General features: G+C 61.0%; 14 protein-coding genes. 8 read left to right on the top strand and 6 right to left on the bottom strand.

The features are described 5' to 3' along the window. Positions 1-27 precede the first annotated feature (27 nt). The 4 genes from ACD590_RS11415 to ACD590_RS11400 all read right to left on the bottom strand — a co-directional run bounded on the left by ACD590_RS11415 (position 28) and on the right by ACD590_RS11400 (position 3,747). Positions 28-750 (bottom strand): DeoR family transcriptional regulator, encoded by a 723-nt coding sequence (locus ACD590_RS11415; RefSeq protein WP_018446394.1) that lies wholly within the window; start codon positions 748-750, stop codon positions 28-30. 233 nt (positions 751-983) lie between these two features. Next, positions 984-1,121, bottom strand: coding sequence for a hypothetical protein (locus tag ACD590_RS11410; RefSeq protein WP_018446393.1), 138 nt, complete (start codon positions 1,119-1,121; stop codon positions 984-986). Between the two features lie 37 nt (positions 1,122-1,158). Next, the gene (locus ACD590_RS11405; protein WP_018446392.1) at positions 1,159-1,917 is read right to left on the bottom strand and encodes an alpha/beta fold hydrolase; all 759 of its coding nucleotides are present in this window, start codon (positions 1,915-1,917) and stop codon (positions 1,159-1,161) included. 54 nt (positions 1,918-1,971) lie between these two features. After that, positions 1,972-3,747, bottom strand: coding sequence for a cytochrome c biogenesis protein DipZ (locus ACD590_RS11400; RefSeq protein WP_018446391.1), 1,776 nt, complete (start codon positions 3,745-3,747; stop codon positions 1,972-1,974). Between the two features lie 359 nt (positions 3,748-4,106). On the opposite strand from ACD590_RS11400, the gene ACD590_RS11395 reads away from it, so the two are divergent. From ACD590_RS11395 to maiA, 5 genes are all read left to right on the top strand, one after another. Then, positions 4,107-5,156 carry an alpha/beta fold hydrolase gene (locus ACD590_RS11395; protein ID WP_018446390.1) on the top strand — a complete coding sequence of 350 codons (1,050 nt, stop codon included), beginning with the start codon at positions 4,107-4,109 and terminating at the stop codon, positions 5,154-5,156. A 124-nt stretch (positions 5,157-5,280) separates the two neighbouring features. Further along, positions 5,281-6,021 carry a response regulator gene (locus ACD590_RS11390; protein ID WP_018446389.1) on the top strand — a complete coding sequence of 247 codons (741 nt, stop codon included), beginning with the start codon at positions 5,281-5,283 and terminating at the stop codon, positions 6,019-6,021. Continuing rightward, positions 6,018-7,340: a sensor histidine kinase gene (locus ACD590_RS11385; RefSeq protein ID WP_115157442.1), complete on the top strand. Its 1,323-nt coding sequence runs from the start codon at positions 6,018-6,020 to the stop codon at positions 7,338-7,340. The genes ACD590_RS11390 and ACD590_RS11385 overlap by 4 nt, the downstream gene beginning before the upstream one ends. A 191-nt stretch (positions 7,341-7,531) precedes the next feature. Continuing rightward, positions 7,532-7,948, top strand: a complete 417-nt coding sequence (locus ACD590_RS11380; protein WP_018446387.1) for an organic hydroperoxide resistance protein — start codon at positions 7,532-7,534, stop codon at positions 7,946-7,948. A gap of 301 nt (positions 7,949-8,249) precedes the next feature. Further along, positions 8,250-8,885: a maleylacetoacetate isomerase gene (gene maiA, locus ACD590_RS11375; protein ID WP_018446386.1), complete on the top strand. Its 636-nt coding sequence runs from the start codon at positions 8,250-8,252 to the stop codon at positions 8,883-8,885. Between the two features lie 101 nt (positions 8,886-8,986). Here the strand turns inward: maiA and ACD590_RS11370 are convergent, their stop codons facing one another. Together ACD590_RS11370 and ACD590_RS11365 are read right to left on the bottom strand one after the other, a co-directional pair. Further along, complete coding sequence (locus ACD590_RS11370) at positions 8,987-9,976, bottom strand: aldo/keto reductase (RefSeq protein WP_018446385.1); 990 nt, start codon at positions 9,974-9,976, stop codon at positions 8,987-8,989. Between the two features lie 14 nt (positions 9,977-9,990). After that, the gene (locus ACD590_RS11365; protein WP_018446384.1) at positions 9,991-10,386 is read right to left on the bottom strand and encodes a (R)-mandelonitrile lyase; all 396 of its coding nucleotides are present in this window, start codon (positions 10,384-10,386) and stop codon (positions 9,991-9,993) included. A gap of 120 nt (positions 10,387-10,506) precedes the next feature. On the opposite strand from ACD590_RS11365, the gene ACD590_RS11360 reads away from it, so the two are divergent. From ACD590_RS11360 to ACD590_RS11350, 3 genes are all read left to right on the top strand, one after another. Beyond that, on the top strand, positions 10,507-11,400 hold the full coding sequence (locus ACD590_RS11360; RefSeq protein ID WP_439002573.1) for a LysR family transcriptional regulator: 894 nt from the start codon (positions 10,507-10,509) through the stop codon (positions 11,398-11,400). Between the two features lie 145 nt (positions 11,401-11,545). Then, complete coding sequence (locus ACD590_RS11355; RefSeq protein ID WP_018242308.1) at positions 11,546-13,057, top strand: ATPase domain-containing protein; 1,512 nt, start codon at positions 11,546-11,548, stop codon at positions 13,055-13,057. Then, a complete protein-coding gene (locus tag ACD590_RS11350) occupies positions 13,032-15,179 on the top strand; it encodes an ATP-binding protein (protein ID WP_439002572.1) in 2,148 nt (715 codons plus the stop codon). The genes ACD590_RS11355 and ACD590_RS11350 overlap by 26 nt, the downstream gene beginning before the upstream one ends. Positions 15,180-15,215 lie beyond the last annotated feature (36 nt).

The raw sequence follows: 15,215 nt of genomic DNA, 5'->3' as shown, positions 1-15,215 counted from the left end.
GACAGACGCTGAAAAAATGCGGATTTCTCAGTCGAAGTCGTTCATACCGTTTTCGGTGATGACCACATCGAATGACTTCATGTCGCTGAAAAAGGCTGGTTTCAACTTGCCGATTTTGCTGCTGTCGGCGAGAAGAATATTCTTTCGTGCCCGAGACATCGCCTTTTTCTTGATTTCCGCTTCGTGAAAATGCGCGCAGGTCGCGCCACGCCGGGCATCGACACCGGCTGCAGAAAGAAATGCCACGTTGATCACAAGCTGGTCGAGCATTTCCAGCCCCGAGGCACCGGAAAAGCTCGCCGATGCGGGGTGGTAAAGACCACCGAGCATAACAAGGCGAACGTTTGGTTTTCGCGTTAGACGATCGGCGACATTCATGGCGTAGCAGATCGCCGTTATGTGAATCCGGTCTGGGAGAAGATCGACCAGATAGGGTAAGGTGGTGCCACAATCGAAAAAGACCGTGTCATCATGGTGAATGTAATCAATGGCTTGTGTGCAAATTTGTCGTTTTGCAGCGGCATGACTGTCGGCGGCCCTGGAAATTTCATAGGGATCGTTTTCCGCTTCGACAGCCGGAACGATATGGCCGCCGAGAAACGCGAATTGGCCTGCATTGGCGCTGACATCACGCCGAACCGTCATCTCCGAGACGCCCAGGATCTCGGCAGCATTCTTGATGTGCAGAATGCGATGTCGTGAAAGGGCCTCGGATAAGACTGCGATGCGCCGGCCCCTGCGACTATCCATATCGCATGTCTCCCTTATCGTTCACACTGCAATAGTGTTCTGATGAAAATTTAACAAGGGACTGCCATTCCCATCTGGTTTCTCCCTTGATCTACGATCCGGCATTTGCGCCGAGATACAGCTTCTGCACCGGGCGGTTGCGCGCGACATGGAATATCGTCGCAATTTTATAGGGAAAGCCGTCAATTTGAAATGGGAATTCGTGACTTATTTTTCATTTTTTGATGGAATGGTCACAAAGTTGTATAGATGGTGCCGACTTCTGCTGCGGGGAGCGGGGTGACGACGAGAGCGACATTCTCGGCCGGCAGGGTCAACGGGGCGACTTCGTCACGCCTCTGGTCGGGTACCCTTCCGACCAGAGGCTTCATCCGCGCGACTGCTTAGGAACATTCCTGGCTGCGCGGGCTAATCGGCGGCTTTCCTTGCTGCCGTTTCGATCGCATCGGCAACCTTTTCCGGTTGGGAGGCGAAGACGGCGTGGCTGGCCTTGATCTCGGTCACGTCGCTTCCGGCACGTTTTGCCATGTCACGCTCGAGCTCGGGGTTGATGGAGCGATCCTCGGTAGCGACGATCGACCAGCTTTTCTTGGTCCGCCATGCCGGTTGGGTGATCTTGGCGGAGAATGCCTGCTTCGAGGCAAAGACCTGTGACTTTGCCATGAAAGCGGCTTCCGCTTGCGGAAGGTCGGCTGCGAAATCCGCGGCGAAGGCGCCCGGATCGAGATAGAGATATTTGCCGTCCTTCGTTTCCCTTATATCCATGCTGCCGGCAGGCTTCGAGCTGGCGAGGCTGAGCAGACTTTCTCCCTTGTCGGGCTGGAACGCCGCGACATAGACGAGGCCCGCGACATTGGGATCATTGCCGGCTTCGGTGATGACCATGCCGCCATAGCTGTGGCCGACGAGCAGGGTCGGTCCTTCCTGCAGGTCGAGAACGCGCTTGGTCGCCGCCACATCGTCGTCGAGCGAGGTGATGGGCTGCTGGACGATGGTGACGTTGAAGCCGCGCTTTTGGAGAATGTCCGTCGCCTTGCGCCATCCAGAGCCGTCGGCCAGAGCGCCGTGGACGATCACGATGTTCTTGACCTCGGCAGCCTCTGCCGCGAATGCGATGGTGCTGGTGGCGAATGCGAGGGCTGCCGTGAAAGCAAGATGTCTGTTCATGACTATTACTCCTTTGGGTCGTGTTGATGATCGGGATATTGATGCGTCTCAGGTTCAGCCGAAGGTGAAGGCGTAGGCCTGCACACCAGGATCGAGGAAGCTGATCTCGAAGTTGCGGGCGGCGACCGTGCCGGATTGGCGGACGAGCTGGTAAAGCCTGGTCGCGGTCACCGTACCGTTGCCGTCTGCATCGATGTCTGCGCCGTGGTCAGGTCCTGGCGCCTTGCCGTCGATCTTCACCTGGAAGCGGATCGGCTTGCCGCCGGCGCCAGGCCCGAGAACGAGATGCAGATCGCGGGCGCTGAAGCGATAAGTGATGCCGCCGCCCGGCTGATCAAGCGTCGCCTGATCCCGGCCGACGGTCCAGGTTCCGGACAGGCCCCAGCCGTTGAGGCCGGGTTCGGCGATCGAGTAGTTATGCGGCGTGTCTGGCTGCAGCCCTTCCGGAGAGGCGAAGTTCGCCGCCTGTTCGTAGCCGAGATAGGTTTCGCCGGAGCGGATGTTGCCGAGGTCGGGGCCTGCCTCCACGCCCTTGGCATCCGGCACGACCGGCGCACTTTCCGTCGTTTGACTGCCGGCTTCGCGCAGCAGGTGCTGAATGGCCTTTTCGGTCCTGTTGTAATTGCCTTCGCCAAAATGGTGGTAGCGGATCTGGCCTTTGGCATCGATCAGATAGGCGGCAGGCCAGTAGCTGTTTTCGAAGGCGCGCCAGATGCTGTAATCATTGTCGATCGCGACGGGATAGCCGATCTGGAAGTCGCCGATCGCCTTCTTGACGTTGTCGACCTTCTTCTCGAAGGCAAATTCCGGGGCGTGCACGCCGATCACCACGAGGCCCTGGTTCGCATATTTTTCCGCCCAGGCCCTGACATAAGGGATGGTGCGAATGCAGTTGATGCAGGAATAGGTCCAGAAGTCGACGAGCACGACCTTGCCGCGCAGTTGCTCTGATGTCAGCGGCTTGGAGTTCAGCCATTCGACCGCGCCGTCGAGTGAAGGCGCGTAACCTTCGACGGGCAGATCGCTGCGGAAGGGCTTCTTCGTATCGGCGGCTGCGATCACCATGTCTTTGCTCGCCACTTCGGAGGATGCGCCGCCCAAGGGCTTCGCATGCAGCCTGTCAAGCACGGCCTGTTCCAGGGACGCGGTGCTGGCATAGGAAATCCGCGCCAGCAGGCTGGTATCCAGTCCAAGCGCGATGACGGCGACACCCGCCAACACGGCAGCGCCGAGCACCTGGCGTATCCGGTCGCCGAGGCCGAGCGAGCGTTTCATGGCGGCGAAGAGCTTGCCGCCGACAAGCAGGGCGACGGCAAGCGAAGTTGCAGCACCAGCGGCATAGGCAATCAGCAGGAAGGTCGTTTGCAGATTGGCGCCCTGCAATGCAGCTCCGGTCAGCACAAGGCCGAGGATCGGACCGGCGCAGGGCGCCCAGAGCAGTCCGGTGGCGACGCCGAGAAGAAGCGCGCTCTTCACTGTCGTGGTGCCGCGCCCGCCGCCGGTGGCGTTCATAAGATTGTTGCCAAGGTCGACGATCGGCCGGGCAAGCGTGCTTGCGATGCGCGGTGAAAGCAGGCTTGCGCCAAAGAGGGCAAGCAGGACGATCGCAGCAAGCCGGCCATATTCATTGGCGCGAATGGCCCAGCTGCCGCCGACTGCGGCAAGCGTGGCGACCAGCGCGAAGGTGGCGGCCATGCCCGCCAGCATCGGCAGCGTGCTTCTGACGAAGGGCTGTCCGGCGCGGGCGAAGACGAAGGGGAGGATGGGGAGGATGCACGGGCTGAGGATCGTCAGCGCGCCTCCGAGATAGGCAATGATCAGAAGTGTCATCATCGTTTCCTTTGAAACCGATTGATCGGGCTCTGGGCGGCGATGGGCCTGAACCAGCAACGGCGGGGATATGGCTGTGCGGACGTATCCCCGATGTGTCCGGCTTTGCGGGGAAATGTACCGAACTATTGCGGTCGCGGGCGGGCGATACAAAGTGATACAAACTGCCATCCTGCCGTGGGGCAGCAGCGGAAATGGCCGCGGCGGTGCGAGGCTCTGCTCGGTCGGTGCGATTGTATCGGAATGTATCCAGGCGGCCGGAAGCTACATCCGTATTCAAAAAACGGTTGCTTACGACATATCGGGGATACAAGTAGAGCGCCTTTTCGCGACCGTGATCCATTCGACAGGAGAGACCGATGTCAGAGCAAATCAACCACCACCGCCGCCGTTTCTTCGGCATGACGGCAGTCGCCCTCGCGGCAGTCGAGTTCGGGGTGGCCGGCACGGCCGCCGCCCAGTCTTCTGCGACTGCCGCATCGGTGCCAGCTATAAAGCCCGGAACCAACACGTCCTTCGAAGCGCTGAAGCAGGTCAAGGCAGGCGTGCTCGACATCGGTTATGCCGAGGCGGGAAAGGCGGATGCCCCTGTTGTATTGCTGCTGCACGGCTGGCCCTATGACATCTATAGTTTCGTCGATGTCGCGCCGCTGCTTGCCTCGGCAGGTTACAGGGTGATCGTGCCTTATCTGCGCGGTTACGGGACGACCCGCTTCCTGGACGACCAGACGCCGCGCAATGGCCAGCCGTCGGCGCTCGCCGCCGATATGATCGCGCTGCTCGATGCGCTCGATATCGAGAAGGCTGTCATTGCCGGCTACGACTGGGGCGGGCGGACCGCCAACATCATGGCGGCGCTCTGGCCCGAGCGCTGCAAGGCGATGGTATCGGTGAGCGGCTACCTGATCGGCAGCCAGGAGGCCAACAAGAAGCCGCTTCCGCCGAAAGCCGAACTTGCCTGGTGGTACCAGTTCTATTTCGCTACCGAACGCGGCCGTCAGGGATACGAGAGCAACACGCATGATTTCGCAAAGCTTATCTGGCAGACGGCATCGCCGAAGTGGAACTTCGACGATGCGACATTCGACAGATCGGCCGCTGCCTTCGACAATCCCGATCACGTCGCGATCGTCATACACAATTATCGCTGGCGCCTGGGGCTTGTCGAAGGCGAGGCCAAGTACGATGCCTACGAGACGACGCTCGCCGCAACGCCTGTCATTTCGGTGCCGACCATCACCATGGAGGGCGATGCAAACGGTGCGCCGCATCCGCAGCCTTCCGCCTATGCCGGAAAATTCTCCGGCAAATACGAGCATCGGACGATCGACGGCGGCATTGGCCACAACCTGCCGCAGGAAGCGCCGCAGGCCTTCGCGCAAGCTGTCATAGATGTCGATCGCTTCTAATGTCGGCGCCGCCGGTCGCGGAGCCTCGTTGCTCCGACCGGCGGAATATGCGTAGCTCGCGTCAACCGCCTGGACATCGAGGCCGAGGGCGGGGGCCGCTTCTATCGGTAAGGAATAGGGAAATATGGATCATGTCGATCACATCCTGATCGTCGATGACGATCGCGAAATCCGCGAGCTGGTATCGGGCTACCTGCAAAAGAACGGCCTGCGCACGAGCGTTGCCGCTGACGGGCGCCAGATGCGCGGTTTTCTCGAATCCAATGCCGTCGACCTGATCGTGCTCGATGTGATGATGCCCGGCGATGACGGGCTGGTGCTGTGCCGTGAACTGCGCGCCGGCCGGCACAAGGCGATCCCGATCCTGATGCTGACGGCCCGCACCGACGAGATGGACAGAATCCTCGGATTGGAGATGGGCGCCGACGACTATCTTCCCAAGCCCTTTGCCGCGCGGGAACTGCTCGCCCGCATCAAGGCGGTGCTGCGGCGCACGCGGATGTTGCCGCCCAACCTGCAGATCAGCGAGGCCGGACAATTGCTGACTTTCGGCGACTGGCGGCTCGATACGGTGGCCCGGCACCTTCTCGACAAGGAAGGGACCGCGATTGCGCTCAGCGGCGCCGAATACCGTCTGCTTCGCGTGTTCATCGACCATCCGCAGCGGGTGCTCAATCGCGACCAGCTTTTGAGCCTGACGCAGGGCCGCGATGCCGATCTCTTCGATCGCTCGATCGATCTCCTGGTCAGCCGCCTGCGTCAGAGGCTGGGCGACGATGCGCGCGAACCGACCTACATCAAGACGGTGCGCAGCGAAGGCTATGTGTTTTCGGTTCCGGTCGAGATCTCGGAGCTGCGCCAATGAAGGCGGCAATCCGCTTACGTTCGGGCCTGACGTGGCCGAGCACGTTGCGGTCGCGGATCTTTCTCATCCTGCTGATCGGATTGGCCTTGGCCTACGGGCTGTCGTTCAGTGTGCTCTATATGGAGCGCTACATGTCGGCCAAAGCCGTGATGCTCGGCACGCTGGAGAGTGACGTTGCAACGTCGATTGCCGTTCTCGATCGGCTTCCGCCCGGCGAACGCGGCGATCTGCTCGATCGGCTGAGCCGCGGCAATTATCGTTTCGTGCTTGGGCCCGGCCTTCCCGGCGTGCCTGACACGTCAAGCAAAGGGGCGGAAATCTCAGGAAAGATCGAGGAGGCCATCGGGCACCGCTTTCCGATCCGGATCGAACGAATTCCTGGCGATGTGAACCGGCTGCAGGCGCATCTGACGCTCAGCGACGGAAGCCCGTTGACGATCGACGTCACGCCGAAGGGCGTCATGCCGATTGCCGCATGGCTGCCCTACGTCTTCGTCGTCCAGATGGCGCTGCTCATCCTCTGCACCTGGTTTGCGGTTCGCCAGGCGATCCGGCCGCTCGGCGAGCTTGCCGCCGCCGCCGATGCGCTTGACCCGAACAAGGACGGTCCGGCGATGAGTGAGGCGGGGCCGAGCGAGGTCGCGCATGCGGCAAGAGCATTCAACGCGATGCGGGAGCGGATCGCCCATTACCTCGAAGAGCGCGTCCAGATACTGGCGGCCATCTCGCATGACCTGCAGACGCCGATCACCCGCATGCGGCTGCGCGCCGACATGGCGGAGGATTCGCCGGAGAAAGACAAGCTGGTGCACGATCTCGGCGAGATCCAGCGCCTCGTTCAGGACGGCATTGCCTATGCACGCAGCGCGCATGGCAATGGCGAGAAGAGTGCCCGCATCGATCTCGCCTCGTTCATCGACAGCATAGCCTACGACTACCAGGATACTGGAAAGGCCGTCACCGTGGTCGGCCTGGTTCAGGGTGCTGCCTTCACCAAGCCGCATGCTCTTCGCCGCATCCTGTCGAATTTCATCGACAATGCGCTGAAGTTTGCCGGCGCTGCCGAGATCAGCGTCGCGCGCAGCGCCGAGAACGATATCGTCATATCAGTCATGGACCGCGGGCCGGGAATTCCGGACGATATGCTGGAAGCCGCCATGCAGCCTTTCTTCCGGCTGGAACAATCCCGCAACCGGGAGACCGGCGGCACCGGTCTCGGTCTTGCGATCGCCCAGCAGCTGACGGCCAAGATCGGCGGATCACTCCGGCTCTACAATCGCGCCGGCGGTGGTCTGGCGGCAGAAGTCACCATCCGTTGACGTCGGCAGTCACCGCAAAATTTCGAGATGTTTGTATGTAAGGATGTCCTCGATATCGGATGCTACGTTTTGTGACATTTCGGGCGATTTCGGAAACATGGCGGATATATCCGTCGGTCAAACCACACTCCGTCAACCCGGCCGCGTAGCGCGGCCAGTCGCCTGGAGCGACGCAACACAAGGAGTGTTCCATGACAAAGATCGACAAGGTTCTCTATACCGGCAAGACCCACACGACGGGCGGGCGCGACGGCGCGTCGCACAGCGACGACGGCCAGCTTGATATCAAGCTTTCGCCTCCGGGCAGCAACCGCGCCGGCACCAATCCCGAACAGCTTTTCGCCGCCGGTTGGTCTGCCTGCTTCATCGGCGCGATCGGTTTCGCCGCGGCTAATCAAAAGGTCAAGCTTCCCGCCGATCTTGCCGTTGACACCGAGGTCGATTTGGGAACCGCCGATGGCGGCTATTTCCTGCAGGCCCGTCTCAAGGTCAGCCTGCCCGGGATCGAAGCCGATGCGGCACGAGCCCTCATTGAAGAGGCTCACCAGACCTGCCCCTATTCGAAGGCCACGCGCGGCAATATCCATGTCGAATTGACCGTTGCCTGATGGATGGATTCGTCGCCGGCCATTGGCTGCGGCGGACAGGGGACGTGAGCCGAAAACAAGCAGGACGAGGCCGATCGGGCCTCGTCGATGGAGGATTTGATGAGATTGATGATCATCTGTTTTTTGGGAGTGGCGGTCTTCGCCGCGCCCTGCATCTACGACATAAACTCGCAGGAGCCTTCGCCGCTTGCGGGCCTCGTAACGGCGGCATCCGCAGCTTCGCCTTCGGGGGAGCAGAGGCCGCTCCAGCCGATCCCGGGGTCGACAACTCCTCTTCTGACCTCACCAAAGGAGAAAGACCGTGAAGCTCTATCAGAATGAAATTTCCTCGGCGACATCTCGCGTCCGCATCGCGCTCGCCCTCAAGGGACTGACGGCAGAAGCGCTGCCGGTTAGCATCCTCGGTGAGGATGCCGAGAGCCGGCAGGCCGGATATCGCAGCGTCAACCCGCAGGGGCTCGTGCCGGCCTTGCTGACGGATAGCGGTCTCCTCCTTACCCAGTCGCTGGCGATCGTCGAATATCTCGACGAGATCAAGCCCGAACCGCCGCTATTGCCGGACACTGCGGAAGGCCGGGCGCAGGCGCGGTCGATCGCGCTTGCGATCGCAGCCGAGATCCATGCGCTGCTGCCCCCGCGGATCGGCCTGCATCTCGGCAAGGTCTTCCAGGCGGATGCCGATGCCATTACTGCCTGGAATCGTCATTGGGTCGGCGAGGGAATGGCCGCGGTCGAGACGATGATCGCCGGCCGCAGGCAGGGAGCCTTCGCCGTTGCGGATCAGCCTGGTATTGCCGAGATCTTCCTCTTCCCGCAGGCGATCAGCGCCCGGCGCCTCGGCTTCGATCTCGCCCGCTGGCCCAATATCGCGGAGATCGTCGCCAGACTGGAATCGATACCGGCTTTCCAGGAGAATGCACCGGCGCCGAGACGATGATCCAATCTATCAAGAATCGGCCGCAAGTGACTGCGGCCCATTCTCTTCTGGTGTTCTAGCCTTGGAGATGAGACGTCGCCTTCATGGCCCGTCGGCCGCTTTTAACGGTTGACCCTTGCCTGCAGATGCGCGGGATAACGATCGCCTTCCACCTTGATCGTGGCCAGCGCGCTTTCGATGCTGGCAAGATCCTCAGCCGTCAGTTCGACTTCAGCGGCCTGGATGTTCTCCTCGAGGCGATGCAGCTTGGTAGTGCCGGGGATCGGCACGATCCAGGCCTTCTGCGCCAGCAGCCATGCGAGAGCCACTTGGGCGGAGGTTGCCTTTTTGCGGGCGGCGATTTCTCCGAGACGATCAACGAGCGCCTGGTTGGCCTTTCGCGCCTCCTGAGAAAAGCGTGGCACGACGTTGCGGAAATCCTTGCTGTCGAAGGTGGTCGTTTCACTGATCGCGCCAGTCAGGAAGCCCTTACCAAGCGGGCTGAAGGGCACGAAACCGATGCCGAGCTCTTCCAGCGTCGGCAGGATTTCCTGCTCAGGTTCGCGCCACCACAGCGAATATTCGCTTTGTAGTGCTGCCACCGGCTGGACGGCATGGGCGCGGCGGATCGTCTGGGCGCCTGCTTCCGAGAGGCCGAAATGTCTGACCTTGCCTTCCGCGATCAGCGCCTTGACCGTGCCGGCGACATCCTCGATCGGAACATCGGGATCGACGCGATGCTGGTAGAAGAGATCGATGACATCCGTCTTCAGACGCTTCAGCGCCTGGTCGGCCACCGCGCGGATCTGTTCCGGGCGGCTGTTCATGCCGCTCTGGCCGCCATTGGCATCGAAGTTGAAACCGAATTTCGTGGCGATCACCACCTCCTCGCGAAAGGGCGCCAAGGCCTCTCCCAGAAGCTCTTCGTTCTTATAGGGGCCATAGGCCTCGGCCGTGTCGAAGAAGGTCACGCCGCGTTCAAATGCCCGCCGGATCAGTGCGGTCGCTTCCTGAATATCTGTCGCAGGGCCATAACCGTAACTCAGCCCCATGCAGCCGAGACCGATGGCTGAGACATGAAGTCCGCTCTTTCCAAGTTCACGCTTCTGCATAGAAGTTTCCTCTTCTAACCTTGGTATTGCGTGTCGGTGACATGCTCCATCCAGTCGACGACCTTGCCGTCGAGCTGTTCCTGGATGGCGATATGGGTCATCGCCGTCGTCGGCGATGCGCCGTGCCAATGGCGTTCACCCGGTGCGAAGCAGACGACGTCGCCGGCGCGGATCCCCTCGACCGGGCCGCCTTCGCGCTGTACGCGACCGCAGCCCGATGTGACGATCAGCGTCTGGCCGAGCGGATGGGTGTGCCAGGCGGTGCGGGCTCCGGGCTCGAAGGTGACGCTGGCGCCAGCCGCGCGTGCGGGGCTGGTCACGGCAAACAGTGGGTCGACACGCACGCTGCCGGTAAACCAATCGGCTGGTCCCTTGGCCGAAGGCTGCGAACCGCTTCGCTTGATATCCATCTTTGTCTTCCTTTCGATGTCGGGGTGGACGTGTCCACTCGAGTAACAAGGTATTTAGGGCGTGCGCCCGGTTGCGATTAGATGGTATAAACGGCAAGAACCCATGAGGAATTTTCATAAATGTCACGCCCTGCCGTCGACGATCTCATCGCCTTCCTCGCCGTTGCGCGTGCACAGAGCTTCACCAAGGCGGCGGGCAAGCTGGGTGTGTCGCAATCGGCGCTCAGCCACACCATCCGCGGGCTCGAGGAGCGGCTTGGACTGCGATTGCTGACCCGCACGACCCGCAGCGTCGCGCCGACAGAGGCCGGCGAACGCCTGCTCGTCTCCATCGGACCGCGGCTCGACGAGATCGAGAGTGAGTTGGCTGCCTTGAGCGCCTTCCGGGAGAAGCCGGCAGGCACCATCCGCATCAATGCCGGCGAGCATGCGGCCGATGCCGTCCTCTGGCCCGCCTTGCAAAAGCTCCTGCCTGAATATCCCGATATCAATGTCGAAATCATCGTCGACTACGGTCTGACCGACATCGTCGCGGAGCGCTACGATGCGGGGGTGCGGCTGGGAGAACAGGTGGCGAAGGACATGATCGCGGTGCGCATCGGCCCCGACATGCGCATGGCCGTGGTCGGCGCTCCCGCCTATTTCGACACCAGGCCGATGCCGCTGACGCCGCAGAATCTTACGGATCACAATTGCATCAATCTGCGTCTGCCGACCTATGGCAGCGTTTATGCGTGGGAGTTCGAGAAGGACCGGCGCGAGCTCAGGGTTCGGGTCGAAGGACAGTTGATCTTCAACAATATAGCCCTGCGGCTGAACGCGGTGCTGGCTGGTCTTGGGCTGGCCTATATGCCGGAGGACTTGGTCGAGGCGCATCTTGCCGACGGGCGGCTGGTGCGCGTCCTCGAGGATTGGTGTCTGCCGTTTTCCGGCTACCATCTCTACTATCCGAGCCGCCGGCATACGTCGCCGGCATTCGCCCTCGTCGTCGATGCACTTCGCTATCGAGGATAGACGCCCACTATGTCGGGCCGCCCGGACAGGCATATATCCGAACCAGGAGTGATCGGCTCTTGCCGGAAGCGAACTCATGCCTGCCAGTGATTTGACATTCCATCACTCGCCGCTAATTCATACTTGAAATTGAAGGAAACAGTGAATGAATACTGCGGCACCTGCCACGAAAGCTCGGACCGGCGTGTCCGGTTTGGATACAGTTCTGGCGGGGGGCCTCTCGCCGGGGCACGTTTTTCTCCTGGAGGGGAATCCGGGAGCTGGCAAAACGACGATTGCGCTGCAGTTTCTGATCGAAGGTGCGCGGCTCGGCGAGCAGGGGCTCTACATCACCCTTTCGGAAACCGAGAGCGAACTTCGGGCCGGTGCCGCATCGCACGGCATGGTGATCGATGGGAATATCGAGGTCTTCGAGGTCGTGCCTCCGGAAAGCCTGCTGGATGCCGACCAGCAGCAGAGCCTGCTTTATTCGTCGGATCTTGAACTCGGAGAGACGACAAAGGAAATCTTTGCCGCTTTCGAGCGGATCAAGCCACGTCGCGTGGTTCTCGACAGTCTGTCGGAGATAAGGCTGCTCGCGCAAAGCTCGTTGCGCTACCGCCGGCAGATCCTCGCGCTCAAACATTATTTTGCCCGACAAGGCGCGACAGTCCTTCTGCTCGATGATCTGACGTCCGAGGTGCTCGACAAGACAGTGCACAGCGTCGTGCACGGCGTCATCCATCTCGAAGAGATGGCGCCGAGCTACGGCTCCGAACGCCGACGTCTCAGGGTCATAAAATATCGCGGACAGGCCTTCCGCGGCGGCTATCACGATTTCATCATCCAGACTGGCGGGGTTAAAGTCTTTCCGCGGCTCGTCGCCGCCGAACACAGGTCGAGTTACGCACGTGATCAGATTTCCTGCAATATTGCAGAACTGGATCTGCTTCTCGGAGGTGGCCTGGAGCGAGGTTCCAGTACACTCATACTTGGTCCCGCCGGTACCGGCAAAAGCACGTTCTCGTTTCAATTCCTGATGGCTGCGGTCGCGCGCGGCGAGAAAGTGGCCGCCTTCATTTTTGACGAGGAGCTGGGCCTGCTTTTCACGCGGCTGAAGGCGCTCGGAATGGATCTCGAAGCCATGCGAAACGCGGGTCATATCCACATCGAACAGCTCGATGCCGCCGAACTGTCGCCGGGCGAATTCGCCCACCGCGTGCGCAATTGCGTCGACAAGTCGGATGCGAAAACCGTCATCATCGATAGTATCAACGGTTACCAGGCTTCGATGCCGGATGAGAATTCGCTGATCCTTCATATGCATGAGCTGCTGCAATATTTGAACAGGCAAGGCGCCAACACCTTTCTCACCGTGGCCCAGCACGGGCTGGTCGGTGACATGAAGGCACCTGTCGACGTTACCTATCTCGCCGATACCGTCATTCTGCTGCGTTACTTCGAGGCGGCCGGAAAGGTGCGGCGGGCAGTCTCGGTGATCAAGAAGAGGACCGGCTTTCACGAGGATACCATCCGGGAGTATCGCATAGACGCTTCCGGCTTGAGGTTCGGCGATCCTCTCGTCGGGTTCCAGGGCGTGCTTCGCGGCGTTCCCGAATTTGTCACGACCTCAACGCCGCTCCTTGCGACCGATGGCGGGGATAGCGGCAATTCCTAATTCCGGCAAACCGAAAGCATTGATCTACACCCCCGTCGGTCGCGATGCCTGGGTGGCGAGATCATTGGTCGATGAGGCCGGATTGGCATCGATTGCCACCACCGACCTGCCTATGTTCGCGTCATCGCTCAGCGATGACGTCGCGCTTGGCGTCCTGACGGAGGAGGCCGTTCGCTCGAGCGATCTCAAGCCGATCGCCGCCTGGGTTTCGGCCCAGCCGAGCTGGTCTGACCTACCGTTCATCGTGCTCACCACACGTGGTGGCGGACCTGAACGAAATCCGGCCGCTGCCAGGCTTTCCGAGGTTCTTGGCAACGTCACCTTCCTGGAAAGGCCGTTCCATGCGACCTCCTTCATCAGCGTGGCCCGGACCGCATTAAAGGGGCGCCTGCGCCAATATGAAGCGCGAACCCGGCTTGAGGCTCTGGGCGAGGGAGAGCGGCGGTTGCAGACCGCTCTCGCCGCCGGTCGTCTCGGGGCATGGGAGCTGGAGCTGTCCTCGATGGCATTGTCGGCCTCGGCCACCTGCAAAGCAATCTTCGGCCGAAGCCCCGATGAGGATGTCACACGCGACGATCTGATCGCAAGTATCCACCCCGACGACCGGGATCTTGTGCTGGCACGGTTGCGCCAGACGATCCATACTGGGCGCGACTATTCGATCGAGCACAGGACGATCTGGCCGGATGGATCGCTGCATTGGACCGAGGTCCACGCGCAGCTTTATTCCGACAGATATGGTTCCGCCATGAAACTCGTCGGCGTCTGCTCCGATACCACCGTCCGCAAGACCATTGAGGAAAATCTGAGACGGCTCAATGAAAACCTCGAAGAGCGCGTGAGGGAACGGACCAAAGAGGTCAACGCGGCTCACCAGACCCTGCTCGAGGAAGTGTCCCAGCGCGAAAGAGCCGAGGAGCAGCTTCGCCAATCGCAGAAGATGGAGGCGATCGGCCAACTGACCGGCGGCGTCGCACACGATTTTAACAATCTGCTGATGGTCGTTCTCGGAAATCTGGAGCTGCTCGGCAAGCATGTTGCCGGAGATGCCAAGGCGACGCGTCTGGTCGACGGGGCGGTTCAGGGTGCGCGGCGCGGGGCGGCGCTGACGCAGCGGCTGCTGGCTTTTGCCAGACAGCAGGATCTGCAGGTCAAGCCGATCGATCTGGCCGAGCTGGTCTCCGGCATGAAAGATCTGCTGCGGCGCTCTGTGGGATCCTCGATCAGCATCGAAACCATCCTGCCGGCAACCCTGCCGCCGGCGCTGGTCGATGCGAACCAGCTCGAACTGGCGCTGCTCAATCTTGCGGTCAATGCCCGCGATGCGATGCCGGATGGCGGGACGCTATCCATATCGCTGCGTGATGCGCAGGTGGCCGGCGATGACGGCACTCTCGACAAGGGCGCCTATCTTGTGTTGGCGGTGGCCGACAGCGGCACCGGCATGGACGCGGAGACGCTGAAGAAGGCGGTCGATCCGTTTTTCTCGACCAAGGAACTCGGAAAGGGCACGGGCCTCGGCTTATCGATGATCCACGGGCTTGCCGTTCAGCTCAATGGCGCACTTCGTCTGACAAGCGAACTTGGGGTCGGGACGACCGCTGAGTTGTGGCTTCCGGCAACCGAACAGCGCCCCGAGCGGGTGATCGAAGCGGAACTGCCCGTTCCGCAAGCTGCATCCAGACTGAAGATCCTGCTGGTCGATGACGATGCCTTGATCGCCATGAGTTCGGTCGACATGCTTGAAGATCTCGGCCACGAGGTCGTCGAGGCAAACTCCGGCGCGCAGGCGCTGGAACTGATCAGCAGTGGTCAGCATTTCGACCTTGTCATAACCGATTATTCGATGCCTGGTATGACCGGCGCACAGCTTGCCCAGGCCGCGCGGGACATTTATCCTGCGTTGCCGATCGTGCTGGCGACAGGTTACGCCGATCTTCCTGCCGGCACCGATATCGATCTTCCGAGATTGGCAAAGCCCTATGATCAGGCCCAGCTCGCCAAGGAAATCGCCAAGGCGATGGCAAGCGAAACAATTCAGCTTCTCAGGTCCGGCAGTGGTGCACGGGGCTCAGCGCCCATAGTGCCGCGTGTCCTTTCAGGCGCGCAAAGGACGCTGTAACACTTTTAAGCGCTGCATCATTGTGTCCTTAAATCG

Origin of the sequence: Rhizobium sp. 862_C5_N1_2, assembly GCF_051811205.1 — a bacterium.
Taxonomy (GTDB): Bacteria; Pseudomonadota; Alphaproteobacteria; order Rhizobiales; family Rhizobiaceae; genus Rhizobium; species Rhizobium leguminosarum.
Note: the sequence above shows the minus strand (reverse complement) of the source record. Positions and strands in the feature narration are given on the sequence as shown.